Raw genomic sequence first — 23,309 nt, 5'->3', positions numbered from 1 at the left:
CAGCAGCGTATAAAGCCTCTATCCTTAAGAAGCCCTTTTGGGCATCCACAAGGAGGATGACATGCGCATGCTTCTGAACATACGAATTCCGCACGAACCGTTCAACACGATGGTGCGCGACGGCACCGCCGGCGAGGTGCTGGCGAGAATACTCGAGGACGCAAAACCGGAGGCCGCCTATTTCACCGAACAGAACGGCGCACGCGGCGCGGTGCTCGTGGTGAACGTCGACGACGCATCGCAGATTCCGGCATTCGCGGAACCGTGGTTTCTGAAATTCAACGCCGACTGCGAGTTGCGGATCGCGATGCTGTCAGCCGATCTCATGAAATCCGGGCTGGAGAATCTCGGCACGAAATGGCAATAGCATGGACCGCGGCGTCGACCGCGCACAGCGTCATGCGCTTGCCGTCCGCGGTTCGTTTGAGACCATGTGATAGGCCGCCGACGGCAACGCAAGTCCAAACGAACCGCCGCGCGCCGATCATCCGAGTTCGAACGAAGTCACGCCGAACACGCGTTCAATGGATAGCGCCGGAGCTTGCCGCGTATACATCCGCGCGGTTTCGAACACGCTCGTCATGCCGCGCCGTTCGGCCAGCGCAACCGCCTCCGGGTTGGTCTCGGGCACGTCGAGAAAAATCGCCTCACCCGGCATGCGCGCCGCCAGCGCGTCGAACAGATCGCCTGCTATGTCGTCGCTATCGGCGAAGAGCGGGCCGATCTTGCAGCCTGTCCGGCAGCGGCGCATGACACCGTAGCCCGCAATCTCGCCTGCTTGCATTGCAGCCAATGCAATCGCATCGGGTTGCGCAAGCCATGCCGCGAGAAAACGCTCACGCGTGGCGGGAAAGCACTGTCGATCGTAATCGAGCAGCCGCTCGAAGGGCAGCGCCGAAGCATTCAGCAGAGTCGAACGCGCCGCCGCGCGCTGGTCGATCTTTCGCGCGACGCCCTGAAAGAGGATGTTCCGATACGCCAGCCGAAAGCCGGACTTGCCGTAATTCGCCTGCTGAGCGACAACGCCGTCGAGACCGACGTTGCGATTGCGCAAGTAGTCCATGCCGTGGCGCCAGATGCGCATGCCGAAGCCCTTGCCGCGACACTCCGGCTTCACGATATAGAGCCCGATGAACCCGAAGTCCTCGCCGTAGGCGACCGCGGAGATGCACGCGACCGGCTCCCCATGCCACTCGCCGATGAAAAAACCCTGCGGATCGGCCGCGCGAAAGCATTCGGCATCGTGCAGGCCGGGGTTCCATCCTTCGAGCGCCGCCCATTCGACCGCTAATGCAACCTCGTGCGCCGACATCGTGCGCACGATGAAATCATTCTGCTCGTTCATGCTGGTCATGATTGCCTCGTTCTTGAAACACAGGGTTTTCCGCTGCATGTTCTATCGCGTGAGATGCCGGAAATCGCTCGGCGACATGTCATAGGCCCGGCGAAACGCGCGGCTGAAATCCGATGCGCTGTTGAAGCACCGCGCCCGTTCAAAACTTCGCGAAGAACGCCCGCGCGGCAATCATGCAAAACGACGCGACCAGTCCACCATGATACGAGCGCAGCACCGCGGATGCGCCGCCGTCCGTCGCGCCCCCGGCGACAGCCTCGCTCGCGAGCGCCACCTTTGCATTCGCGAAACCCTGCTTGACGGGCGCGTAGGGATCGTCGGCTCCGGTGGCGGCCGAGTCCACGTCCAGTACGGAAGTGAGCCCCGCCGGCACGTTCGCGTTCAGCCAGTACGCCTGTTCGATGCGCGCGTTGAAGAAAAACACCGTGGGGTCCGCCTCGCCGCCGCACAGCAGAACCGGCGCACGCGGCGACCAGTTGCGCAGGTCGTTGCGCTTGAATGCCCGACGCAGCGGATGCGCCGGATTCGCTGCCGGCGTCATGGCCGTCGTCGCATTGGGGAACGCGCCATCGGGATTGGCGGCGGCGTCTTGCAACAGGCCCAGACGGTACGCGTTGCGCACGAGGTTCGCGTCGCCGAATCCGCCGGCGAACACGGGTGTCAACGCGGGCGGCGTGAGCGGCGGTGAAGCAGGCGGCGTCATCGAGGCGAACTGCGGCGCGGGAGGAACACGGCTGAAGAGCTGCGCGGACGGCAGCTTTCGCTGGGCGAATAAGGTATCGAGCGGTTGCGTGGTGGGCAGAAGCTTTTCGATGTCCGGTGCGTAAGCCGCTTCGAAGAAATCGCCGGGCGCGCGGTAGATATTCTCGTAAGCGCGCTGGTAGCCCGTTACGGTCAGTGTCGTGAACAGCGTCGAACCCAGGTTCGCGTCGCCTTCGATCAGCGCGTCGGCCATCGCGGCGAGCGCATACGGACCCGATCCCGGCGCGGACGCCGTCACCTCGACGCCGGCCGCTTGCAGCGCGCGGTGCGTCGCGAGCGCGACGAAACCGCCTTGCGAATAACCGGTGACGAAGAGCTTGCCATTCTGACGCACGCCGCTTGCCGGTTTCGCATCGCTCATCGCGAGGCGTGCCGCGCGAAGCGAGTCGATCACATCGGCGGATTGCTGATCGGCGTTCAGATAAGGGTGATACGGCAGATCGGAGCCGGCGTAGCCCGCATAATTCGTCGCCACCACGATATAGCCGTGCGCCGCGTAGGTGGCGGCAATGGCGAGGCCCTCGCCCGCGCCGCCTCGATTGCCCGGATCGGTTTGCGTAATGTCGGCGAGGTTGTAGTTTCGGTAGGCGGTGGTGCCGTGCGCATAGAGCATCAGCGGACGCGGTCCGCCGCAAGCAGCGGAAGGCCCGTCCGGCATCATCAACGCACCGCTTGCCGTGGTGGGCTCGCCCGCGCCGCCGATGGTCCGGTAGCGGAAGTACACGACCTCGACGCCGCAAACGGGCGCGCCGGCGATCTGCGCGAGTCGCCGGCCGGATGGATTCGCTTCGAGCAATTTTGCAAACGCCGCCGCGCTGAGCTTCGCGGTGACGTGGTGATCGAGCAATTGACCCCGGGTCTTGTCGCTGCATCCCTTACCGCACCCGGCGCCGGCCTGCACGTGAACACAGGCGCCCAGCATGAAGCACGTCAACAGCCCGAGAGCGGCGTTTCGCATTGCTACAGCCATGTGAGGCTCCGTCTTGTTCGTATTTGCTGCGACGAGGCGGCCTTACAAAAGGGACGAAGGGACGAAGGGACCAACCGGACCAACGGGACCAACGGACAAAAGCGACGCGGCCAGCGGCGCACCGGCTCGCGCGCCGTTTTACTTCCAGAGCGTGCGGCCGAAGAAAGTCAGCGTGCGATCCCAGGCCTGCTGCGACCAGACCGGATCGAATTGCGTAACGGCGATACGGCCCGGCCCGACCGCCGTTTCGTTCGCGAACGCATGACGCGCGAGATAGCGATGAAACTCGACGTCGACCTTGGCCTCGATCAGCTTTTTCTCCAACGCGTCGACCGTTTCAATGGAGAAAGCCTCGTCTTGCGTGGCCCAATGACCCATGACCGGTGCCTTGATCTTCGACGCGTCGATGTATTCCAGCGGCGGGAAGCCGTACCACACCACGCCGGCCGAAACATCCGGCACATTGCATAGCGCGAGCAACGTGAGCGCACCGCCCATGCAATAGCCGGTCACGCCGACTTTCGCCGCGTGCTGCTTCAGATACTGCACGGCGCCGTACACGTCCTGACTGGCGGCGTCGCCGAAATCGAGGCCGCTCATCAGATGGTGAGCCTCTTCTTCTTCCACCGTCGTTTTGCCGCGAAAGAGATCGGGCACCAGCGCGAGGTAGCCGGCCTGCGCGAGCCGGTCGGCCACGCCGCGAATCTGGTCGTTCAACCCCCACCACTCCTGAATCACGACGATGGCGGGCGCGCCCTCCAGCTTCGCCGGCTTGGCGAGATAGCCCTGAACCTGCTTGCCGTCGGGGCGGCTGAAGGTGATCATCGAACCGTGTGCCTGTGTCATCACTTGCTCCTTGAGGTAGACCGAATCGCTAGCATAGCGGATGCGTTTAGGCGCTTCAGCCTCGCTGCCATATCCGGCCGGTTCGCCCCGATCCGCCCTCGTTCCGCCCTCGTTCCGCCAGTCAGATCGCGCCTTTCGGCCGATGCTCGTCCGTATCGACGCAGCACACCAGCACCTCCGCATCCTCCTTGCCGAGGCTCAGATAGATGTGCCCGACCGAGCTGTCGAAGTACAGGCTGTCGCCGGGCGTCAGCTTGAACGCCTTGCCGTTTTCGAAGCGCAATTCCAGTTTGCCGCTCAGCAGAAACACGAACTCCTCGCCCGAATGCCGGATGTACTCCGGAAAGTCCGACACGGCGCGCGCGTGAATATGCGCGCGCATCGGCACCATTCGCTTGCCGGTGAGGTTGTTGGCGAGCATGCCGTACTCGTAGTTCGGCGTGTCGTAGATTTCCTGCTTGCCGGCGGGCGTGAACGACGGCTTCATCGCGCCGCCCGCCTGCTTGCGGCGCCGCCCGAAAATCGCGTCGAACTCCAGTTCGAGCGAATGCGCGAGCGCCGCGAATTTGTCGTAGGTCAGCGCGATGTCGCCGCGCTCGGCCTTCGAGATCGTCGACACCGCAATGCCCGAGCGCTCCGACAATTCGCTCAGCGTCATGCCGCGCGCCTTGCGCGCCTGGCGCAAGTGCCCGCCCACCAGCTTGTGGTCGAGCGCGGGCGGCGCTTCATGCGCGTTCGCGTCCGGTTGTTTCATCACTGCCTTGGCCATCTTGCTGGATTCCACGCGGAAATTTTCTCGCATACGAGAATTTATTTTTTCTCGTATATGATAACTCACGTCGATTCCACCCTTTTCCTGTGGGAAGCTCATTGTGTCCACGCTCGCACTCAGCAAGTCCGGCCTGACGAAAACTCACGTCATCACCGCCACGACGATCGGCACCGCGCTGGAGTTTTACGACTTCACGATCTACAGCTACTTTGCGATCCAGATCGGCCAGTTGTTCTTTCCGGGCGCATCGCCGGTCAATCAGTTCCTGCTGTCGATCGGCGTGTTCGGCGTCGGTTTCGTGGTGCGGCCGCTCGGCGGCATCGTGATCGGCGCCTATGCGGACCGCGCCGGCCGCAAAAAGGCGATGGTGCTCACCATCATGCTGATGGCGCTCAGTTGCGCGATGATCGCCTTCGCGCCGACTTACGCGGTGGCGGGCTTCGTCGCGCCGTTCATCGTGCTCGCGGCGCGTCTGATCCAGGGCTTCGCGGCCGGCGGCGAATTCGGCCCCGGCACCACGCTGCTGGTGGAATACGCAACCGACAGCACGCGCGCCTTCTTCGCCAGTTGGAACTTCGCGGCCACGGCGGCGGGGCTCGTGCTCGGCGCGGTGGTCGCGACGCTGGTCAACGGCTTGCTGCCGAAGCAGGCGGTACTCGACTGGGGCTGGCGCATTCCGTTTCTGCTCGGCATCGTCGCCGCGCCCGCGGGCATGCTGATCCGCAAGCGGCTCGAGGAAACGCTGGCCGAGCGCAAGCCCGGCGAGGCCGCGCCGCGCGGCGCGTTGAAAGCGGCGCTGACCACGCATCTGAAGCTGACGATCCTCGGCACCTTCGCGGAACTGGGCGGCTCGGTGTCCGTCTACATCACCGCATTTTTTCTGCCGAGCCATGCGGTGCGCTCGCTGCATCTTTCGCCCACGGCTTCGGTCACGTCGGGCATCGTCAGCTCGCTCGTGCTGTTCGCCGCCGCGCCGTTCGCCGGCATGCTCGCGGACCGCTTCAGCCGCAAGCGCGTGCTGGTGACATCGCGTGTCATCATGCTGCTGCTCGTCTATCCCGCGTTCGCGTTTCTCAGCGCGCATCCGTCGATCACGGCGCTGTGCGTCGTCTCGGGGCTGCTCGCGGTGTTCGTCGCGGGGCAGATCGTGCCGGTGCTGGTGATGATCCCCGAACTGTTTCCCAAGCATGTGCGAGCGACCGGCATTGCGTTGACGTATGTCGTGAGCGCATCGTTCTTCGGCGGCTTCTCGCCTTTTATTGCAAGCTGGCTGGTCGCACGGACCGGCAATCCGCTCGCGCCGGCCTGGTACGTCGCCGCCGCGTGCGTCATTTCGCTGGTGCCGGTGATCTGGCTGCGGGACCGTACCGGCGAAGCGCTCGCCGAATGAATCGAATGCGATGAACGAGGATGCAATGAGTCACAACCATGAGTTGGTGGGCCGCAGCGCGGTCGAACTGCGCCGGATGATCGGCGCGAAAGAGATTTCGCCGGTGGAGTTGCTCGAAGCCTGCATCGAGCGCATCGAGGCGGTCAATCCCGCGGTGAACGCGGTCACCGCGACGGACTTTCCCGCTGCCCGACAAGCCGCGAAGCGCGCCGAAAAGCAGGTGCTCGACGGCGCGCCGCTTGGGCTCCTGCACGGTTTGCCGGTCGGCGTGAAAGACCTTGAGAACACAGCCGGCCTGCTCACGACTTACGGCTCGCCGATGTCGCGCGGCAACGTGCCGACACAGGACGCCGTGCTCGTGCAACGGCTGCGCGCCGCCGGCGCGATCGTCACCGCCAAAACCAACGTGCCGGAACTCGGCGCGGGCGCGAACACGCGCAACCCGGTGTGGGGCGCGACCGGCAATCCGTTCAATACCGCGTTGAATGCGGGCGGCTCGTCGGGCGGCTCCGCGGCGGCGCTCGCTTGCGACATGCTGCCGGTTTGCACCGGCTCGGACACCGGCGGCTCGCTGCGCATTCCCGCGTCGAAATGCGGCGTGGTGGGTTTTCGTCCGACGCCCGGACTCGTGCCGAACTCGCGCAAGCTGGTGGGCTGGACGCCGATTTCGGTGGTCGGGCCGATGGGCCGCAGCGTCGCCGAAGCGTGCCTGCAACTCGCGGCAACAGCCGGCATGTCCGCGGGCGATCCGTTGAGCTTTCCGGTCGATCCGCTTGGCTTCGCGATGCCGGAGAACATCGACCTCGGCGCGCTGCGGGTCGGCTGGACGGAAGACTTCGGCAGTTGCGACGTGGACGACGAGATCCGCCAACTGTTCCGCGAACGCATCGCGCTGATCGCGCCGTCGTTCCGTTCCTGCGACGAAGTGCGCTTCGATCTTGGCGACGTGCACCGCTGCTTCGACGTGATCCGCGCCGAGAGTTTCGTCGCCGGTCTGCACGAGGCCTACACGCGCGACCCGAACCAGCTCGGCCCGAACACGCGCTCGAACTACGAACTGGGCGCGGCCATGAGTCTCGCGGACAGCGCATGGGCGCAAGCCGAGCAGACGCGCATCTTCAAGCGCTTCCAGAGCGCGTTCGATCAATACGACGTGATCCTCTCGCCGACCACGCCGGTGTCGCCGTTTCCGTGGCAGCAGTTGTACGCGGCGCAGGTCGGCGGGCGCGAGCAGGACAACTATTACCGCTGGCTCGCGCTGACCTACGTCGTCACGTTGACCACGCACCCGGCGCTGTCGCTGCCGTGCGGCGTCGATCAGGCGGGCATGCCGTTCAGCATGCAGATCGTCGGACCGTTTCATGGCGACCGCAAGACGCTCGCCGTCGCGCACGCCATGGAGCAGGTCTTCGACCAGTCGCCGGTGCTGCGCCGCCCGTGCCCGGATCTGTCAAAGCTCGCGCAGCCGAATCCGTCGCTGAAGTCGATCGTGACTTCGCCGCCTCTTTTCAACGAGTCCGGCGCGCAAGGCGCCGGCGTTTCAACGGTATAAAACCATGTCGAACGAAATCAAACGTCTGCAAACGAATGCGCGCATGAGCCAGGTGGTGATCGCCAACGGCGTCGTTCATCTGGCCGGCCAGGTGCCCGACACGGCGAACGTGTCCATCACCGAACAGGCAAACGAAGTTCTCGCGCGGATCGACCTGTTGCTCGAAGCGGCGGGCGTGGATCGCACGCGGCTCGTGTCCGCGAACATCTGGTTGAGCGATCCGAAGCACTTCGCCGAATTCAACGCGGTGTGGGATGCGTGGGTGCCGCAAGGTCATGCGCCGACCCGCGCCTGCGTGCAGGCCTTGCTGATGAAGCCCGGTTGCGATGTCGAAGTCGCGGTGACGGCGCTCGCGGCATAACCGGCAACGTGTGAGTTCGCTGATGACGAGAATGAAATTCGACACCGTGGTACTCGGCGCGGGCATCGTGGGCGTGTGCGTCGCCGTGCATCTACAGAAGCGCGGACGCCAGGTCGCGCTGGTCGATCGCAAGCTGCCCGGCAACGAGACTTCGTTCGGCAACGCCGGGTTGATCCAGCGCGAAGGCGTCTATCCGTATGCGTTTCCTCGCGGACTCGGCAGCTTGCTTCGCTATGCGCGCAATCGGTCGCCGGATGTTTGCTACCATGCCGACGCGATGCTGCAAGCCGCGCCGTTCCTGTGGCAATACTGGCGCAATTCGCATCCGGCGCGGCACGCCGCGATCGCGAAGTCGTACTCGACGCTGATCGAACACTGCGTCAGCGAGCACCGCGCGCTGGCGGCCGATGCCGGGGCAAGCGCGTTATTGCGGCCAAGCGGCTGGATCAAGGTGTTTCGCAGCGAAGCCGTGCGGGATGCGGAAACGCGGCTCGCTGAACAGTGGCATCGGGAATACGGCGTCGATTTCGAATCGCTCGACGCCGCCCGCCTGCAACAGATGGAACCCGATCTCGACACGACCTTGCTCGGCGGCTTGCGCTATACGGCCTCCGATTCGGTGAGCGATCCGCATGCGCTCGTCACCGCGTACGCCAGGCATTTCGAGTCGCTGGGCGGGCGGGTTTTGATTGGCGATGCGAGTTCGCTGCGCGACGGTTGGGAAGTCGACACGAACGACGGCACGATCGCGGCTTCGTCGGCGGTGGTTGCGCTGGGTCCGTGGTCGGATCGCGTGAGTTCGCGGCTCGGCTACCGGCTGCCGCTTGGCGTCAAGCGCGGCTATCACATGCACTATGCGCCGCGTGGGCAGGCTCGTTTGAATCACCCGGTGCTGGATGCCGAGAAGGGCTACCTGCTCGCGCCGATGGCAAAAGGCATTCGCCTGACCACAGGCGCGGAAATCGCGCGCTGCGATGCGCCCAGGACCCCGACGCAACTCGCCGCGGTCGAGCCGGTCGCGCGCACGCTGTTCCCGTTGGACAAGCGCCTCGACGACGAAGCCTGGATGGGGCGCCGCCCTTGCACGCCCGACATGATGCCGATAATCGGACCCGCGCGAAAACATAAGGACTTGTGGTTCGCGTTCGGCCATGCGCACCACGGGCTGACGTTGGGTCCGGTCACGGGCCGGTTGATCGCGGAGATGATGACCGGCGAAGATACCTTGGTGGACACGCGGCCGTTCAGGGTCGAGCGGTTTTAGACGCGGGGGTTAAAAGCGCGGGTTTGGAAGCGCGCTTTATGAACTCTTCCCGTACAGCGGCAAGACCCTCGCTTCGAGCATCGCAATCGCCTGAATCGCCAGTTGCGAAAACGTGTGCTTGCCGCGCCGCGCACCGACCGCAGATCGGAGAACGACTCAACGCCGCTCATACTCATCATGCCGACGCCACCACACGCCCGTCTCGTTGCGCCCCAGCGGCGCGCGATCGAGCCACTGATACATGCCCCACAGCCCGTCCAGGCCGCGCGCATAAGTGGAATACGTGTGATAGACGACACCATCCTCCAGCACGAACGCGCTCATGCCGGGCCGGTCGCGCGAATACGTCGGGGCGTCGGTTCCGCAGGTGGCCGCGAACTGAACGACCGGCTCCGGGGCCGGCGTCGCATCCATCGCATGGCCGCCGCGCTGATAGTTGTATTCGACGCTGCCTTCGCGCTGCTGCGCCTCCGTGAATGAAACGTTGACGTCGAAGTTGAAGTCGCTGCCGAGCGACGACGCCCACGGAAACGTCCATCCCATTCGCTCTTTGTACGCCTGCAGCTTCGCGAGCGGCGCGCGCGACACGGCCGCAAGCGCGACATCGTGATTCGCGAGGTGAACGACGAGGCCGTCGAATCCGTCCGCGATCGCCGAACACGACGGACATCCCGCCTTGTAGTCCGGCCCGAACATGAAGTGATAGACCAGCAGTTGCGAGCGTCCTCTGAAGAGATCCGCCAGCGAGGCGCTGCCTTCATCGGTCTCGAAGCGATACGCCTTGTCGATCCGCACCCACGGCAATTGCTGACGCCGCCGCGCCAGTTCATCGCTTTGCCGCGTCAGCGCCTTTTCCGCTTCGAGCAATTCGAGCCGCGCGGCCAGCCACTCGTCTCGTGTCCCGGTGATGTGTTTCGTCGTCATGCGTCTCTCCTTGATGTCCTTCGCCGTTCGCGCGGTGCTCGCCACGAAATGCGGGTTGGGGTCGTGCTAGATTAGTCGCCGGCTTCGGACACGGGGAGTGACAAGTGTGGCGCGATTCGAATAAATCATGGACTCGCTAGTCACGGCCGCGGCGCGCGCGCTCGCCGCAGGCGATCCGCTCGGCGCGCTGAACCGGGTTGCCTTGCGCGACGACGCACCCGCGCTCGCGCTGCGAGGCATCGCGATGGCGCAGCTCGGCGATCTCGTTCGAGCGAAGGCGCTATTGCGAAGCGCGGCGCGCGCCTTCGGCGCGAGGGAGCCGGTATCGCGTGCGCGCTGCGTCGTCGCGCAAGCCGAAATCGCGCTCGCTTCGCGTGACCTGGCCTGGCCCGCCAAAGCGCTGGACGCGGCGCGCGTCACGCTCGAAGCGCACGGCGACCGCGTGAACGCCGCGCATGCGCGGTATCTGGACGTGCGACGCCTTCTACTGATCGGCCGTCTCGACGACGCCGAGCGTGCGCTCGCCGCGCTCGACCCCGAACCCTTCCCGCCCGCGTTGCGAGCCGCCCACGAACTGGTCGTGGCGGGGATCGCGATGCGGCGCATCCACACGCAGGCGGCGCGCGCCGCCCTCGCGCGCGCCGTGCAGGCTGCGCACCGCGCAGGTATTCCCGCGCTGACGGCGGAAGCGGAAAGCGCGTCGCGCATGCTGAACACGCCGGCCGCGCGGCTGCTCGCGCATGGCGAAGAGCGGCCGCTGCTGCTCGATGAAGTCGAAGCGTTGCTGGCGTCGAAAGCGCTCGTCGTGGACGCATGCCGTCACGTCGTGCGCCATGAAGACGCCGTGATCTCGCTGGCAAGCCGTCCGGTGCTATTCGTGCTTGCCCGGGCTCTCGCCGAAGCGTGGCCGGCTGACGTGTCGCGAGACACGCTCGTCGCCCGCGCATTCAGGGCGAAGCTCGCCGACGAATCACATCGCGCGCGCTTGCGCGTGGAACTCGGGCGGTTGCGCTCGTTGCTTCGACCGGTGGCCGGCGTAAGCGCGACCAAGCGAGGCTTCGCGCTGGCGCCGCGTCACGCGCGCGAGGTCGTGGTGCTGGCGCGGCCCGTCGAGGACAAGCACGCGGCGACGCTGGCCTTGCTCGCCGACGGCGAATCGTGGTCGAGTTCAGCGCTCGCGTTGGCGCTCGGCGCCAGCCAGCGCAGTGCGCAGCGGGCGCTCGATTCGCTCGCGGCGGCGGGCAAGGCGCAGTCGTTCGGAAAGGGGCGCGCGCGTCGCTGGATCACGCCGCCCATGCCGGGATTCACGACCACCTTGTTACTCCCGGCTCCGTTGCCGGGCGATTAGGATGGCCACATGAACCACCCGCAACCGTCGACGAGGATGAAACCATGAACCGATCCGCAGCTGAAATCGTGAATGAATACGGGCCCTTTCCGGGCGTAGAGAGCGTGCATGGCGTCACTTACGACGGTCAGCACGTATGGTTTGCCACCGGCGACAAGCTGAACGCCCTCGACCCGGCGAGCGGCAAGACGGTGCGCTCGCTCGAGGTCGCCGCGCATGCGGGAACGGCCTTCGACGGCGAGCATCTGTTTCAGATCGCCGAGAGCCGCATCCAGAAAATCGATCCGGCGACCGGCCGCGTGCTCGCCACGATCCCGGCGCCCGGCGGCGGCGGTGACTCGGGGCTTGCGTGGGCCGAAGGAACGCTCTGGGTGGGGCAGTACCGCGAGCGCAAAATCCATCAGGTCGATCCGGAGACAGGGGCGGTGCTTCGCACGATCGAGTCGAACCGTTTCGTCACGGGCGTGACGTGGGTCGACGGAGAACTTTGGCACGGCACGTGGGAAGGCGACGAGAGCGAATTGCGGCGAATCGATCCGCGCACGGGCGAGGTCGAGGAGAAGGTTCAGATGCCGGCCGGCGTGGGCATCTCGGGGCTCGAATCCGATGGCGGCGACCGGTTCTTCTGCGGCGGCGGAAGCAGCGGAAAGGTGAGAGCCGTTCGCCGGCCGAGGCGAGGCGCGTAGGCAGGCAGCAGGTCTGTTCGCTCGACGGCCAAGCGCGGGTTGGTGGCGCGGCGGTCACCGCGTTGTTGCTTTTCACATTGGCGCAACGCGGTTGTCTGTTTCCTCAGACTGAATAGTTTCAGATAAGGGATAACCCGTATAATTGTTGTCAAGAAGTCAGACAACAAGAAGACGCGAGTCGTCGAGACCGCGGGCCGAGCCTGGCCCCGCAGCGTCTTCCCTGAAAAACTATTCTCCCGATCCGTGAACCCAACAGCGACTGCCCTGCCTTTCCGAAACGCCCTCTTCGCGATGCTCGGCATCGGTCTCGTCAATATGCTGGTCGCACTGGATCAAACAGTCGTCAGCACCGCGCTGCCCTCGATCGTCGCCGAGCTGCACGGCTTCGAGTACTACGCGTGGATCGCCAGCGCCTATCTGCTGGCGTCGGTGGTGACGGTTCCGGTATTCGGCCGGCTCGGCGACTACTTCGGCCGCAAGCGTTTCGTGATCGCCGCGGTCATCACGTTCACGGTGGCGTCGGTGCTCTGCGGCGTCGCCAACGACATGCTGTTTCTGGTGATCGCGCGCGGCCTGCAAGGCATCGGCGGCGGCATGATGGTCGGCACGGCGTTCGCGTCGATACCGGATCTCTTTCCCGATCCGCGCGCGCGGGTTCGCTGGCAGGTGGTGATGGCGGCCGCGTATGGCATCGGCACCGCGGCGGGGCCGTCGCTCGGCGGCTGGATGAGCGAGCACTGGGGCTGGCGCTCCACCTTCCTGATCAATCTGCCGGTGGGCGCCGCGGCGCTCTATTTCATCTGGGCGCATCTGCCGAGCTTCCGGCGTCCGCACGAAGGCGAGGTCAAGATCGACTGGCTCGGCGCGGCGCTCGTCGCCGCCGTGTTGGGCGGCCTGCAGGCTTTCATCGAAGCGGTGCCGAAAGACGGCCTGACCGCCGGCAATCTCACGCTGGCGGCATGCGTGATCGTCGGCACGATTGCATTGCTGGTGTGCGAGAAGCGCGCCACGCATCCGATCATTCCGCTCGACCTGTTCAAGGACGGCCAACTGGTCACGCTCTTCACGCTCGGCATGCTGTCGGGCTTCGTGATGTTCTCGCTGATCTTCTTCGCGCCGCTGCTGCTGCAAGGCGGCTTCGGCCTCTCGCCGCAACAGGCCGGTTTGCTCGCCACGCCGATTGCCGCCTGCATCGCGCTCGGCAGTCTGCTGAATACGCGCATCGTCATTCACATGAAGAAGCCCACGCGCATTCTGTCGATCGGCTTCGCGTTGCTGCTGTTCGCGTCGGTTGCGTTGGCGTTCGCCAATCCGGACACGCCGCACCTGTGGCTCGAATTGCCGATGGCGGCGGTCGGCATCGGTCTGGGTTTCATCCTCAACAATCTGAATGTGTTCGGGCAGGAGATTGCCGGGCGCGAGCGGTTCGGCATCACGACCGCGCTGCTGCAGTCCACGCGAATGGTGGGCGGCATGTTGGGCACGAGCATTGTCGCGACGGTGGTGTCGCATCATTACCGCAACGTGGTCACGCGCACGATGAGCGTGCTCGGCGAGCCGGCCACCTCGCAATGGCTGCCGCGTTTTGTGGATCTGCGTATTCTGATCGATGAGGAACTGCGCCTGAAGCTGATCGCGGATATGAAGCCTTCGGGGCTCAACACGCTCGCCTTGATCGATACGGCTCGCGATGCGCTGGTGCAGTCGATTCATATCGGCGTTTGGCTCACCGCCGTCGCGGCGCTTGCCGCTGCGCTGCTCGTGCAGCGGATCTCGCACGTCGTGTTTCGACGGAGTTGAGCGTGATGGACTGGCCGCTGCGGTTGAGCGGCTAAGCGCTTGCGGTCACGTCTCGCTACGACAGGTCGACGCGACGCCATTGCGGCGGCGTGACGCGCGCCGGACGTTTCGTCGCGGCGCGTCCAGAGATAGCGACCGGCCCGCTTACTGCGCGCCGAGCTTCTTGATGAGGGCGTCGAGCTTGTCCATTTCTTCCTCGGTCAGATCGGTCAGCGGCGCGCGCACCGGACCGGCGCTGCGGCCCACCAGCTTCGCGCCCGCCTTCACGATACTCACCGCGTAGCCCGCGCGGCGGTTGCGGATCGCGAGGTACGGCAGGAAGAATTCATCCAGCAGTCGCGACGTGGTCGCGTGATCGTCCGCGGCAATCGCGCGATAGAACTCCATCGCGGTCTTCGGAATGAAGTTGAATACCGCCGACGAATACACCGGCACGCCCAGCGCCTTATAAGCCGCCGCATAGACTTCCGCGGTCGGCAGGCCGCCGAGATAGGAAAAGCGATCGCCCAGACGGCGGCGGATCGTCACCATCGCTTCGATTTCACCGACGCCGTCCTTGAAGCCGATCAGGTTCGGGCAACGCTCCGCGAGACGTTCGAGCATGTCCGCGTTCAGTTTCGAGTTCGCGCGGTTGTAGATGATCACGCCCATGTTCGGCACGGACTTGCAGACCTCCTCGGCGTGCGCGGCGATGCCCTCCTGGGACGCTTCCGTGAGGTAGTGCGGCATCAGCAGAATGCCGTTCGCACCCAGACGCTCCGCTTCCCGCGCGTATTCGATCGCCACGCGCGTCGGGCCGCCCGCGCCGGCAAGAATCGGCACCTTGCCCTTGCAGACTTCGGTCGCGGTGCGCACCACGTTCGTGTAGTCGCTCCTGGTCAGCGAGAAGAATTCGCCCGTGCCGCCCGCGACGAACAGCGCCGAAGCGCCATAAGGCGCGAGCCATTCGAGACGCGCGGCATAGGTGTCGGCACGGAAATCGCCGTTCGTATCGAAGTCGGTCACGGGGAAAGACAACAGGCCTTCGGAAACAATCGCTTTGAGTTCTTGAGGTGAGGTCATGGTGTGATTAAGGTCAAACGTAGATAAGCGCCGCCGTTCAAATCGCCGGCGACTCAGCGCACGAGACAGGGGCGCTTGTTGTCGAATTTCCAGTTGGGAATCAGGTACTGCATGGCGACGCCGTCGTCGCGCGCGCCCAGGCCGTGTTGCTGATACAGCGCGTGCGCCTTTTCGATCTCGTCCATGTCGATCTCGACGCCGAGTCCCGCCGCCTGCGGCACCTTCACCTTGCCGCCGACGATTTGCAGCGGATCGCGCGTCAGACGCTGGCCGTCCTGCCAGATCCAGTGCGTGTCGATCGCGGTGATCTTGCCGGGCGCCGCGGCCGCGACGTGCGTGAACATCGCGAGCGAAATGTCGAAGTGATTGTTCGAATGCGAGCCCCACGTGAGACCCCAGTCGTTGCACATCTGCGCCACGCGCACCGAGCCCTGCATGGTCCAGAAATGCGGGTCGGCAAGCGGAATATCCACGGACTGCAACTGGATTGCGTGACCCATCTGACGCCAGTCGGTGGCGATCATGTTGGTGGCCGTCGGCAAGCCGGTCGCGCGACGGAATTCCGCCATGACTTCGCGGCCCGAGTAGCCGTTTTCCGCGCCGCATGGGTCTTCCGCGTAAGCGAGCACGTCGTGCTTGTCGCGGCACAGGCGAATGGCTTCCGCCAGCGACCACGCACCGTTCGGATCGAGCGTCACGCGGGCATCGGGAAAGCGTTCGGCGAGCGCCGTCACGGCTTCGATCTCGGCGTCGCCGGGCAGCACGCCGCCCTTCAGCTTGAAGTCGTTGAAGCCGTAACGCGCCTGCGCCGCCTCGGCGAGACGCACGACCGCTTCGGGCGTCATCGCTTCCTCGGTGCGAACGCGCTCCCAGTCGTCGCGCCCTTCAGCGCCACTCGCGTACGGCAGATCGGTCTTGTTGCGATCGCCGATATAAAACAGGTAGCCGAGCATTTCCACTTCGTCGCGTTGCTGGCCTTCGCCGAGCAGGGCCGCAACCGGCACGCCGAGATGCTGGCCGAGCAGGTCGAGCAGCGCGGCTTCGAGCGCGGTGACCGCGTGAATGGTGGTGCGCAGATCGAAGGTTTGCAGGCCGCGCCCGCCCGCGTCGCGGTCGGCGAACTGCGTGCGCGCCTTGTTCAACATCGCTTGCAGATTGCCGATCGACTGGCCGACCACGAACGGACGCGCATCGTCGATCGTCTTGCGGATGCTCTCGCCGCCGGGCACTTCGCCGACGCCGGTATGCCCGGCGCTGTCGCGCAAAATGACGATGTTGCGCGTGAAGAACGGGCCATGCGCGCCGCTCAGATTCATCAACATGCTGTCACGGCCGGCAACGGGGACGACGCGCAATTCGGTGACCGTGGGTGTGGCGTTCAATTGAGTTGTGTTCGTTGGCATAAGAATGGAAACGGTTGAATGGGTGGGGCGGCAGGGCGAGGATCATTGCGGCGCGCGTTCGCGTTCGCCTTCGCGTTCAACACCCGTGCCGGACGGGAAGGGAAAGTGCGCGCTTCATGATCGGCGGTTCCAAAGATCATGGTAGTCAATGCGCCTTGCTGTGGAGAACCTCCGGCAGCACGTCGCGATTGACCCGCCGATTGCGCGTCAGGAAACCGGCTGCCGCCGCGATCAGCGAAGCCACGCCCAACGCATAGAGGCCGCCGGTAATCGAGCCGGTGTGCTGCTGGAGATAACCGAACGTGGCCGGCGCGAAAAACCCGCCGAGATTACCCACCGAGTTGATCAGCGCGATCACCGCGGCGGCCACGCGCGCATCGAGATAGCCCTGTGGAATCGGCCAGAAGAGCGAAGCCGCCGCCTTGAAGCCGATTGCCGAGAAGCAGATCGCGACGAACGAGAGAACCGGATTGCCCGAGGTCGACGCGAACAACCCGCACGCCGCGATGACGAGCGCCACCGCCAGCCACGCCTGCTGAAAGCGCCACTTCGCCGACAATATCGCAAAGCAGTACATCGCCACCATCGCGATCAGCCAGGGAATCGCATTGAACATCCCGACCTGGAAATCGGACAGCCCGCCCATCTTGCGAATGATCGTCGGCAACCAGAACGTGGCCGCGTAAATGGTCAATTGAATCGAGAAATAGAGGAAGCAGAACAGCAGGATCTGCGGATCCTTCAACAGTTTTATCGCGGGAAGATGCGCGCTGCCGGCGGCCTCGCGTTCCGCTTGCTCCGCCGCGATCGACGATTCGAGCGCGTGTTGTTCGTCAGCGGTCAGCCACGATGCGTCGCGAATGCGCGACTTCAGCAGCATCCAGCTCACGGCGCACAGCGCGACCGAGAAACCGCCTTCGATGAGGAACATCCATTGCCAGCCGTGCAGGCCGAGTCCGCGAATGGACAGCAGACTGCCGGTGATCGGTCCCGACAGCACCGACGCGAGCGCGGAGCCGCCAAGGAACACCGCGATGGCCTTGCCGCGCTCTTTTTGCGGGAGCCATTGCGTGAAGTAGAAAACCACGCCGGGGAAGAAGCCGGCCTCGGCGACGCCGAGCAGGAAACGCAGCACGTAGAAAGACGTGTCGTTCCATACGAAGGCCATGCAGGCCGCGACGAGCCCCCATGTCCCCATGATGCGGGTCAGCCATGCGCGCGCACCGTACTTCTGCATCAACACGTTCGACGGCACCTCGAACAACGCATAGCCGATGAAGAACAAACCGCTCCCCAAACCATAGGCCGCCGCGCCAATGCCGAGATCGGTCTGCATGTGGGCGTTCGCGAAGCCGATGTTCACGCGGTCGATGTAGTTCGCGATGAACATGATCAGGAAAAGCGGCAGCACGTGCCGCTTGACCTTCGAGACCGCGGAGTCGAGCGGGTTCGTCGTGGTGGGAGCTGGCGTCAAGGGTGGTCTCCGATTGGGGCCGTCAAGCGGCCTGATGTCACGTCACGCGGCCGGTGTCCTGGTGGAAATGGCGCTCGCCGAATTCGTGATACGTTGTCCGACGACAGTCTACAATTTTCGATACAACGATTCCAATGCGGTGTTTACCCTGCCTTCATACGGGCTAAGGCTCCCTATTGCGACACGCGACAATGGAAAACACCTCGAACTAAGACGTCCGATGACATTTGCGATTCTGCTACCATCCGCCCTCGGGCCTTTGCAGCCCCTCGGCTCATTTCCAGCCGAGAACCCGCGTCGCGATGCACGCGTCGTTCCCAGTTATGATGGCGACGTTGAGCCGTCCAATGACGCCGCTCGCCCGCGCGTCCTGCGCATTTCCAGTCGATTAGCCAACAAGTCCCAGCAATGAGCAGCCTAACTGAGAAGGTGGTGGCCACCCTTTCCGATGAAATCCGCCGCGGCGCGCTGAGGCCGGGAGACCGCATCCCCACCGAAGTCGCAATGATGAAGCAGCTCTCGGTGAGCCGCTCCGTGGTCCGCGAGGCAATTTCGCGCCTCCAGGCGGCCAAGGTGGTGGAGACGCGTCACGGCATCGGCACATTCGTGCTGGCGCCGTCCGCGGAAAAAACCATGCAGTTGCCCACCGCCGATCTGTCCAACATGCTGGACGCGATGGCGATCATCGAATTCCGTATCGACGTGGAGGCCGCCTCGGCGGCGCTCGCCGCGGCACGCCGCACCGAGCAGAATCTCAAGCAGATCCGCGGCGCGCTGGAGCGGTTCGAAGCGGAACTCGAGCGCGGCAGCACCGACACGCTCGCGCACGACATCGAGTTCCATCTGCAGATCGCGCGCGCCAGCGGCAATCGCTATTTCTTCGATGTGCTCAGTCAACTCGGACGGTCCGTGAGTCCGCGCACGCGGCTCGGCTCGGCGGAGATCGCGGAGCTCGACCATATCGAGCACCTGCGCAACGTACTCAACGAGCATCAGATGATTTATCGGGCGATAGAACGTCAGGACCCGGACGACGCGCGCGCCGCCATGCGCATGCATTTGAGCAACAGCCGCGAAAGACTGCGCCGCGCGCACGAGTTGAGCAAACCGGGCGGGCAATAAGTCGTTCCGCGCGATTATCTGGCGGCTCCAACGGCAGCGGAGACAACAGCGATGGAACCCACCACGGAATCCCACGACGACAACCTCGAGCAGTTCGAAGCACACGGCGCGCCGCCGCTGCCCGTCTCGAACGATCATGGCTACGTCGAGCATGAAGGGGCGCGCATCTGGTACGCGTCATATGGCGTCGGCGCGCCGGTGATTCTGCTGCACGGCGGCCTGGGGCACAGCGGCAACTGGGGCTACCAGGTGCCGGCGCTGCTAGGCGCGGGACATCGTGTGGTGGTCGTCGACAGCCGCGGCCACGGCCGCAGCACGCGCGACGCGCGGCCTTACAAATACGAGTTGATGGCATCCGACGTACTCGCCGTCATGGATGCGCTGCAAATCGCGCGCGCCGCCAAGGTGGGCTGGAGCGACGGCGCCTGCATCGCGATGGTGCTGGGCATCACGGCTCCCGAGCGCGTTGCGGGGGTGTTCTTCTTCGGCTGCAACATGGACCCGAGCGGCACGAAGGAATTCGTGCCGACACCGGTGATCGATCGCTGCTTCAGCCGGCACGCCAAGGACTATGCGCAACTCTCCGCGACGCCTCGCGACTTCGACGCATTCGTCGGCGCGGTCAGCGAGATGATGAAGACCGAACCTAACTACGGCGCTCACGATCTGGCTCGGATCGAGGTGCCCGTCGCGGTCGTGCTGAGCGAGCACGACGAGTTCATCAAGCGGGAACACGCCGACTATCTCGCGCAGAGCATTCCAGATGCGGAGTTCGTTCTGTTGCCGGGCGTGAGCCATTTCGCGCCGCTACAGAGGCCGGCTCAATTCAACGGCGTAATGCTCGGCTTTCTGCGCCGTTTGCTTTTCTGATCGCGGACGGCGATGGCAAGCCGCATGGCTTTGCTTTCGCGCTGCAACGCTTCCCCCGCAAGACGCCAATATTTCACGATGCGGCATGAGCCATTGCTTCGTAAAAAATCGTGGTGCGTGGCACAAACCGGCCATTTCGCAATGCCGCCCCACGTTGCACATCGCGGAACAAAGCCTGCAAACCCTTATTTTTAAACGATATTTTTAGATGGAATTAGCCGTCGAACACCGGCTTGCGCCGCTGCCCGCTGACGTAGACTCCTTTACATGAGTCGGCGGTTCAAGTGGTCAAGCCGGGTAGACGAGACAAAAGCGCAGTCACGCCGTCTCCGGCCGAACGCAGGAAGCCGCCCCGACCTCGCGGTTTTTAATTGGCAATTGGGAGACTAAAAATGAAAGGCTTTCGCTTTGGCTCGACCCAGGGAGCGTTCTACATTTTGCCGGGGCACGGCGGTTGGGAAGCAACCTACGGCAACGAGACGCTCGGAGAGTTTTCCAGCCCGCAACAGGCTGCCGATGAAGTCGCCCGCGGCTTGACCTGCCCGCATCTGTCCGAGGTGGACACGTCGACGCTGGAAATTCCGGAAAAACTCAGCGACTGGGAAATCGTTCACGTGTGATGCCCGGCATGACCGGCCATCACCTGAAGGCTGAAACGACGATGGCGCTCGAGAGCGCCATCGTCATATCTACTGCCTGCTTCAATGCGTTACTTCACGGCTTAGGCAACCGCATCCACGATCTTGTTCAGCGTGGCGCTCGGGCGCATGGCCTTGCTCGTGAGCTCGACATTCGGACGGTAGTAACCGCCGATATCCACCGGCTTGCCTTGCGCCGCAGCCAACTCCACGAGAATCTTTGCTTCGTTGTCGGCCATGGCCTTCGCCACGCCGGCGAACTGCGCCTGCAGCGCGGCGTCCTCGGTTTGAGCGGCCAGCGCTTCAGCCCAGTACATCGCGAGGTAGAAGTGGCTGCCGCGATTGTCGAGACCGCCCACCTTGCGTGCCGGCGACTTGTCGTTGTCGAGGAACTTGCCGGTTGCCTGATCCAGCGTTTTCGCCAGAATCTGCGCCTTCGGGTTGTGGTACGCGTTGCTCAAATGTTCGAGCGACGCAGCCAACGCCAGGAATTCGCCGAGCGAATCCCAACGCAGGAAGCCTTCCTCGACCAGTTGCTGAACGTGCTTCGGCGCCGAACCGCCCGCGCCCGTTTCGAACATGCCGCCACCGGCCATGAGCGGGACGATCGACAGCATCTTCGCGCTGGTGCCAAGTTCCATGATTGGGAACAGGTCGGTCAGATAGTCGCGCAGCACGTTGCCGGTCACCGAGATCGTGTCTTTGCCGGCGCGGATACGCTCCAGCGAGAACTTCGTGGCTTCGACCGGCGTCATGATACGGATGTCCAGACCGCTGGTGTCGTGGTCCTTCAGGTACTGCTCGACCTTCTTGATGATCTGCGCATCATGGGCGCGAGCGGAGTCGAGCCAGAACACGGCCGGCGTATTGGTGGCGCGCGCGCGGTTCACCGCGAGCTTGACCCAATCCTGGACCGGTGCGTCCTTGACCTGGCACATGCGCCAGATGTCGCCGGCTTCCACCGCTTGTTCGAGCAGCACCGTGCCGGCTGCGTCGATCACGCGGACCACGCCGTTCGCCGGAATCTGGAACGTCTTGTCGTGTGAACCGTATTCTTCGGCGGCTTGCGCCATCAGGCCGACGTTCGGCACCGTGCCCATCGTGACCGGGTCGAAAGCGCCGTTCTTCTTGCAGTCTTCGATCACAGCCTGGTAGACGCCGGCGTAGCAACGGTCCGGAATCACCGCCTTGGCGTCGTGCAGCGCGCCGTCCGCGCCCCACATCTTGCCCGACTCGCGAATCATGGCCGGCATGGAGGCGTCGACGATCACGTCGCTCGGCACGTGCAGGCTGGTGATGCCCTTGTCCGAGTTGACCATGGCGAGCGGCGGGCGCTGTTCGTACTGCGCCTTGATGTCCGCCTCGATCGCTTCACGCGTTTCCGCCGGCAGGTCTTTCAGGCGCGCGTACAGATCGCCGATACCGTTGTTCGGGTTGAAGCCGGCTTGCGCGAGCGCGTCGGCATGCTTGGTGAGCACGTCTTTGTAGAACACCGAGACCACGTGACCGAAGATGATCGGATCCGACACCTTCATCATGGTGGCTTTCAGGTGCACCGAGAACAGCACGCCCTTGCTCTTCGCATCGGCGATTTCCGCTTCGATGAAGCTGCGCAGCGCATTCCTGGAGAGCACCGAAGCGTCGATTATCTCGCCCGCCTGCACCGCCGTCTTTTCTTTCAGGACCGTCTTGCTGCCGTCCGCGGCCGCCAGTTCGATCTTCACGCTGCCCGCTGCCGCGATGAGCGCGGACTTTTCGCTGCCGTAGAAATCGCCGCCGCTCATGTGCGAGACGTGCGACTTGGAATCAGCCGACCATGCGCCCATCTTGTGCGGATGCTTGCGCGCGTAGTTCTTCACCGACAACGGCGCGCGGCGGTCCGAATTGCCTTCGCGCAGCACCGGGTTGACGGCGCTGCCCTTGATCTTGTCGTAGCGCGCCTTGACGTCTTTTTCCGCGTCGGTTTTCGCTTCGTCAGGATAGGACGGCAGCTTGTAGCCCTGATCGCGCAGTTCGGTGATCGCCGCCTTCAGTTGCGGCACCGACGCGCTGATGTTCGGCAGCTTGATGATGTTCGCTTCGGGACGCGTGGTGAGTCCGCCCAGTTCCGCCAGATCGTCGGAGCCCTTCTGTTCCGCGGTCAGGTAGTCCGGAAATGCAGCGATGATCCGGCCGGCAAGCGAGATATCGCGCGTTTCAACGATCACGTCGGACGAGCGCGTGAACGCCTTGACGATCGGCAGCAGCGAGTAAGTCGCCAGCGCGGGGGCTTCGTCGGTCAGGGTGTAGATGATCTTCGGCGGTGTGGACATGTTCAATGCTTTGCTAGGTGAAGTGAGGGACAGAGCGTGGGTAGCGCTGAGCCAGCGAATTCGCGACGAAGCAGCAAAAACGCAGCGCAACCCGCAGCACTACTTTTTACGGCCCGACCGAGAGTATATGCGCGTTTTCCTCGACTCGCTGCTAAACAAACATATCCCGGAAACATGCCCGACAGGCCAAAGCCCCGCCAGATAAGGCTTTCAGGCGAATACCCTATGCCGAAATTCAGATGTCTTATAGAGGACTTGGGCGGTGAAACCGATGCCCGGCTGCGAATTGCTCGTATATTGGCCGCCTGGGCCATTGGTCGCGCCGGGGGCGTTCCGAGCCGCGCCCGGACCAGCGGAGCAAGTCCCGCGAAATCCCACGACGAGCGCTTCGAGCCGCTG

20 protein-coding genes are annotated in these 23,309 nt (G+C 64.2%); 11 read left to right on the top strand and 9 right to left on the bottom strand.

Features of this window, described 5'->3' with window-relative positions:
- Nucleotides 1–61: 61 nt before the first annotated feature.
- Nucleotides 62–367, top strand: a complete 306-nt coding sequence (locus ACOCG7_RS02005) for a panthothenate synthetase (protein WP_073428677.1) — start codon at nt 62–64, stop codon at nt 365–367.
- A gap of 117 nt (nt 368–484) precedes the next feature.
- On the opposite strand, the gene ACOCG7_RS02000 is transcribed toward ACOCG7_RS02005, so the two are convergent.
- From ACOCG7_RS02000 to ACOCG7_RS01985, 4 genes are all read right to left on the bottom strand, one after another.
- Complete coding sequence (locus ACOCG7_RS02000) at nt 485–1,345, bottom strand: GNAT family N-acetyltransferase (RefSeq protein ID WP_421377673.1); 861 nt, start codon at nt 1,343–1,345, stop codon at nt 485–487.
- 148 nt (nt 1,346–1,493) lie between these two features.
- Entirely contained in the window at nt 1,494–3,086 is a 1,593-nt protein-coding gene (locus tag ACOCG7_RS01995) for an alpha/beta hydrolase (RefSeq protein ID WP_083082242.1), read from the bottom strand.
- A gap of 138 nt (nt 3,087–3,224) precedes the next feature.
- On the bottom strand, nt 3,225–3,932 hold the full coding sequence (locus ACOCG7_RS01990) for a dienelactone hydrolase family protein (RefSeq protein WP_073428679.1): 708 nt from the start codon (nt 3,930–3,932) through the stop codon (nt 3,225–3,227).
- Nucleotides 3,933–4,053: 121 nt separating this feature from the next.
- Entirely contained in the window at nt 4,054–4,701 is a 648-nt protein-coding gene (locus tag ACOCG7_RS01985) for a helix-turn-helix domain-containing protein (protein WP_073428815.1), read from the bottom strand.
- 103 nt (nt 4,702–4,804) lie between these two features.
- On the opposite strand from ACOCG7_RS01985, the gene ACOCG7_RS01980 reads away from it, so the two are divergent.
- From ACOCG7_RS01980 to ACOCG7_RS01965, 4 genes are read left to right on the top strand one after another with little or no spacing between them, the layout of a single operon-like run.
- Nucleotides 4,805–6,094 (top strand): MFS transporter, encoded by a 1,290-nt coding sequence (locus ACOCG7_RS01980; protein WP_073428680.1) that lies wholly within the window; start codon nt 4,805–4,807, stop codon nt 6,092–6,094.
- A gap of 25 nt (nt 6,095–6,119) precedes the next feature.
- Nucleotides 6,120–7,646 carry an amidase gene (locus ACOCG7_RS01975; protein WP_073428816.1) on the top strand — a complete coding sequence of 509 codons (1,527 nt, stop codon included), beginning with the start codon at nt 6,120–6,122 and terminating at the stop codon, nt 7,644–7,646.
- 4 nt (nt 7,647–7,650) lie between these two features.
- Nucleotides 7,651–8,007: a RidA family protein gene (locus ACOCG7_RS01970; RefSeq protein ID WP_073428681.1), complete on the top strand. Its 357-nt coding sequence runs from the start codon at nt 7,651–7,653 to the stop codon at nt 8,005–8,007.
- A 31-nt stretch (nt 8,008–8,038) separates the two neighbouring features.
- Nucleotides 8,039–9,271 carry an NAD(P)/FAD-dependent oxidoreductase gene (locus ACOCG7_RS01965; protein WP_421376636.1) on the top strand — a complete coding sequence of 411 codons (1,233 nt, stop codon included), beginning with the start codon at nt 8,039–8,041 and terminating at the stop codon, nt 9,269–9,271.
- 156 nt (nt 9,272–9,427) lie between these two features.
- On the opposite strand, the gene ACOCG7_RS01960 is transcribed toward ACOCG7_RS01965, so the two are convergent.
- Complete coding sequence (locus tag ACOCG7_RS01960; RefSeq protein ID WP_073428683.1) at nt 9,428–10,195, bottom strand: DUF899 domain-containing protein; 768 nt, start codon at nt 10,193–10,195, stop codon at nt 9,428–9,430.
- Nucleotides 10,196–10,322: 127 nt separating this feature from the next.
- Here ACOCG7_RS01960 and ACOCG7_RS01955 point away from each other — a divergent pair, with 127 nt between their 5' ends.
- The 3 genes from ACOCG7_RS01955 (at nt 10,323) to ACOCG7_RS01945 (ending at nt 14,029) form a co-directional block, all read left to right on the top strand.
- Nucleotides 10,323–11,543 (top strand): helix-turn-helix domain-containing protein, encoded by a 1,221-nt coding sequence (locus ACOCG7_RS01955; RefSeq protein WP_073428684.1) that lies wholly within the window; start codon nt 10,323–10,325, stop codon nt 11,541–11,543.
- 44 nt (nt 11,544–11,587) lie between these two features.
- Nucleotides 11,588–12,229, top strand: a complete 642-nt coding sequence (locus ACOCG7_RS01950) for a DUF6923 family protein (protein WP_073428685.1) — start codon at nt 11,588–11,590, stop codon at nt 12,227–12,229.
- A 291-nt stretch (nt 12,230–12,520) separates the two neighbouring features.
- The gene (locus ACOCG7_RS01945) at nt 12,521–14,029 is read left to right on the top strand and encodes an MFS transporter (RefSeq protein ID WP_073428686.1); all 1,509 of its coding nucleotides are present in this window, start codon (nt 12,521–12,523) and stop codon (nt 14,027–14,029) included.
- Nucleotides 14,030–14,173: 144 nt separating this feature from the next.
- Here the strand turns inward: ACOCG7_RS01945 and kdgD are convergent, their stop codons facing one another.
- The 3 genes from kdgD to ACOCG7_RS01930 form a co-directional block, all read right to left on the bottom strand.
- Nucleotides 14,174–15,091 (bottom strand): 5-dehydro-4-deoxyglucarate dehydratase, encoded by a 918-nt coding sequence (kdgD, locus tag ACOCG7_RS01940; protein WP_114163966.1) that lies wholly within the window; start codon nt 15,089–15,091, stop codon nt 14,174–14,176.
- A gap of 53 nt (nt 15,092–15,144) precedes the next feature.
- The gene (gene gudD, locus ACOCG7_RS01935; RefSeq protein ID WP_083082238.1) at nt 15,145–16,494 is read right to left on the bottom strand and encodes a glucarate dehydratase; all 1,350 of its coding nucleotides are present in this window, start codon (nt 16,492–16,494) and stop codon (nt 15,145–15,147) included.
- 145 nt (nt 16,495–16,639) lie between these two features.
- The gene (locus ACOCG7_RS01930; RefSeq protein ID WP_421376632.1) at nt 16,640–17,968 is read right to left on the bottom strand and encodes an MFS transporter; all 1,329 of its coding nucleotides are present in this window, start codon (nt 17,966–17,968) and stop codon (nt 16,640–16,642) included.
- 408 nt (nt 17,969–18,376) lie between these two features.
- On the opposite strand from ACOCG7_RS01930, the gene ACOCG7_RS01925 reads away from it, so the two are divergent.
- The 3 genes from ACOCG7_RS01925 (at nt 18,377) to ACOCG7_RS01915 (ending at nt 20,580) form a co-directional block, all read left to right on the top strand.
- Nucleotides 18,377–19,090 (top strand): FadR/GntR family transcriptional regulator, encoded by a 714-nt coding sequence (locus ACOCG7_RS01925; protein WP_073428690.1) that lies wholly within the window; start codon nt 18,377–18,379, stop codon nt 19,088–19,090.
- Nucleotides 19,091–19,141: 51 nt separating this feature from the next.
- Nucleotides 19,142–19,960: an alpha/beta fold hydrolase gene (locus ACOCG7_RS01920; protein ID WP_083082233.1), complete on the top strand. Its 819-nt coding sequence runs from the start codon at nt 19,142–19,144 to the stop codon at nt 19,958–19,960.
- Between the two features lie 392 nt (nt 19,961–20,352).
- Complete coding sequence (locus tag ACOCG7_RS01915) at nt 20,353–20,580, top strand: hypothetical protein (protein ID WP_073428692.1); 228 nt, start codon at nt 20,353–20,355, stop codon at nt 20,578–20,580.
- Nucleotides 20,581–20,681: 101 nt separating this feature from the next.
- On the opposite strand, the gene ACOCG7_RS01910 is transcribed toward ACOCG7_RS01915, so the two are convergent.
- Entirely contained in the window at nt 20,682–22,910 is a 2,229-nt protein-coding gene (locus ACOCG7_RS01910; RefSeq protein ID WP_073428693.1) for an NADP-dependent isocitrate dehydrogenase, read from the bottom strand.
- Nucleotides 22,911–23,309: the final 399 nt, after the last annotated feature.

Origin of the sequence: Paraburkholderia sp. DD10 (assembly GCF_049177125.1) — a bacterium.
Classification (GTDB): Bacteria; Pseudomonadota; Gammaproteobacteria; order Burkholderiales; family Burkholderiaceae; genus Paraburkholderia; species Paraburkholderia terricola.
The sequence above is the reverse complement of the archived record's forward strand: the minus strand, read 5'-3'. Positions and strand labels throughout refer to the sequence as shown.

Bases quoted from the DNA above. Each gene is read 5' to 3' on its own strand.
- ACOCG7_RS02005 (WP_073428677.1), top strand. From the start codon at position 62: ATGCGCATGCTTCTGAACATACGAATTCCGCACGAACCGTTCAACACG.
- ACOCG7_RS02000 (WP_421377673.1), bottom strand. From the start codon at position 1,345: ATGAACGAGCAGAATGATTTCATCGTGCGCACGATGTCGGCGCACGAG.
- ACOCG7_RS01995 (WP_083082242.1), bottom strand. From the start codon at position 3,086: ATGGCTGTAGCAATGCGAAACGCCGCTCTCGGGCTGTTGACGTGCTTC.
- ACOCG7_RS01990 (WP_073428679.1), bottom strand. From the start codon at position 3,932: ATGACACAGGCACACGGTTCGATGATCACCTTCAGCCGCCCCGACGGC.
- ACOCG7_RS01985 (WP_073428815.1), bottom strand. From the start codon at position 4,701: ATGGCCAAGGCAGTGATGAAACAACCGGACGCGAACGCGCATGAAGCG.
- ACOCG7_RS01975 (WP_073428816.1), top strand. From the start codon at position 6,120: ATGAGTCACAACCATGAGTTGGTGGGCCGCAGCGCGGTCGAACTGCGC.
- ACOCG7_RS01970 (WP_073428681.1), top strand. From the start codon at position 7,651: ATGTCGAACGAAATCAAACGTCTGCAAACGAATGCGCGCATGAGCCAG.
- ACOCG7_RS01965 (WP_421376636.1), top strand. From the start codon at position 8,039: ATGAAATTCGACACCGTGGTACTCGGCGCGGGCATCGTGGGCGTGTGC.
- ACOCG7_RS01960 (WP_073428683.1), bottom strand. From the start codon at position 10,195: ATGACGACGAAACACATCACCGGGACACGAGACGAGTGGCTGGCCGCG.
- ACOCG7_RS01955 (WP_073428684.1), top strand. From the start codon at position 10,323: ATGGACTCGCTAGTCACGGCCGCGGCGCGCGCGCTCGCCGCAGGCGAT.
- ACOCG7_RS01950 (WP_073428685.1), top strand. From the start codon at position 11,588: ATGAACCGATCCGCAGCTGAAATCGTGAATGAATACGGGCCCTTTCCG.
- ACOCG7_RS01945 (WP_073428686.1), top strand. From the start codon at position 12,521: ATGCTCGGCATCGGTCTCGTCAATATGCTGGTCGCACTGGATCAAACA.
- kdgD (WP_114163966.1), bottom strand. From the start codon at position 15,091: ATGACCTCACCTCAAGAACTCAAAGCGATTGTTTCCGAAGGCCTGTTG.
- gudD (WP_083082238.1), bottom strand. From the start codon at position 16,494: ATGCCAACGAACACAACTCAATTGAACGCCACACCCACGGTCACCGAA.
- ACOCG7_RS01925 (WP_073428690.1), top strand. From the start codon at position 18,377: ATGAGCAGCCTAACTGAGAAGGTGGTGGCCACCCTTTCCGATGAAATC.
- ACOCG7_RS01920 (WP_083082233.1), top strand. From the start codon at position 19,142: ATGGAACCCACCACGGAATCCCACGACGACAACCTCGAGCAGTTCGAA.
- ACOCG7_RS01915 (WP_073428692.1), top strand. From the start codon at position 20,353: ATGAAAGGCTTTCGCTTTGGCTCGACCCAGGGAGCGTTCTACATTTTG.
- ACOCG7_RS01910 (WP_073428693.1), bottom strand. From the start codon at position 22,910: ATGTCCACACCGCCGAAGATCATCTACACCCTGACCGACGAAGCCCCC.